The organism is Vibrio sp. D173a, from assembly GCF_030248475.1.
Window position 1 is genome coordinate 1 of record NZ_JAHGAH010001322.1, and the last position, 775, is coordinate 775.

Genomic DNA, 775 nt, shown 5'->3' on the forward strand with positions numbered 1-775 from the left:
CCTGTCCGGAAACGACCACAATTTTGTCTTTTTCGAGCAATTCTGCGTAGCGTTCGAGCGCATCTGAGAACAACATCACTTCCATTCGACCAGATCGATCGTCGATCGTCATCAAGCCGATTCGTGTACCACGTTTAGTGGTCATCACTCGAGCCGCAATCACTAAGCCGGCAATCGTCAGTGACTGATCGCGACGAGTCGGTGTCGCATCTTTTAGGCGGCAACTAGTGTATTTCGCAAGCTCTTTAATATACGCATTAACCGGGTGACCTGTTAGGTATAGGCCTAGAGTTTCTCTTTCCCCTTCTAACCATACCTTCTCTGGCCATTTAGGTACCTGAGTATATTTCTGTCCAACTTCTTCTGGTGCATCGGTCAACACACCAAACATATCCGATTGACCGAACGATTCTGCGTGGTGATGTTGGCTCGCCGCTTTCACCGCATCGTTAAGCGAAGCCATCATTGCTGCACGGTGTGGACCCAAGCGGTCAAGTGCACCCGACATGATGAGTTTTTCAATAACACGCTTATTGACTTTCTTGAGGTCGATACGAGCACAGAAATCAAACAGGTCTTTAAAATACCCGCCCTTGTTTCTGGCTTCGATGATCGCTTCAATCGGGCCTTCGCCTACTCCTTTAATCGCGCCAATGCCGTAAACAATCGCCCCGTCTTCATCTACATTGAAGCGGTATAAGCCGGAGTTGATATCTGGCGGCAGCAGCTTCAACTTCATACGGAAACACTCATCCACAAGGCCGATGACCTTCTC

The 775-nt window shown here is 48.9% G+C and carries 1 protein-coding gene; it reads right to left on the reverse strand.

Annotation, left to right across the window (positions count from 1 at the left end; all coding sequences use genetic code 11):
- On the reverse strand, nucleotides 1-775 hold a 775-nt coding region (locus tag KIV40_RS33110; protein ID WP_285353624.1), incomplete at both ends, for an OB-fold nucleic acid binding domain-containing protein.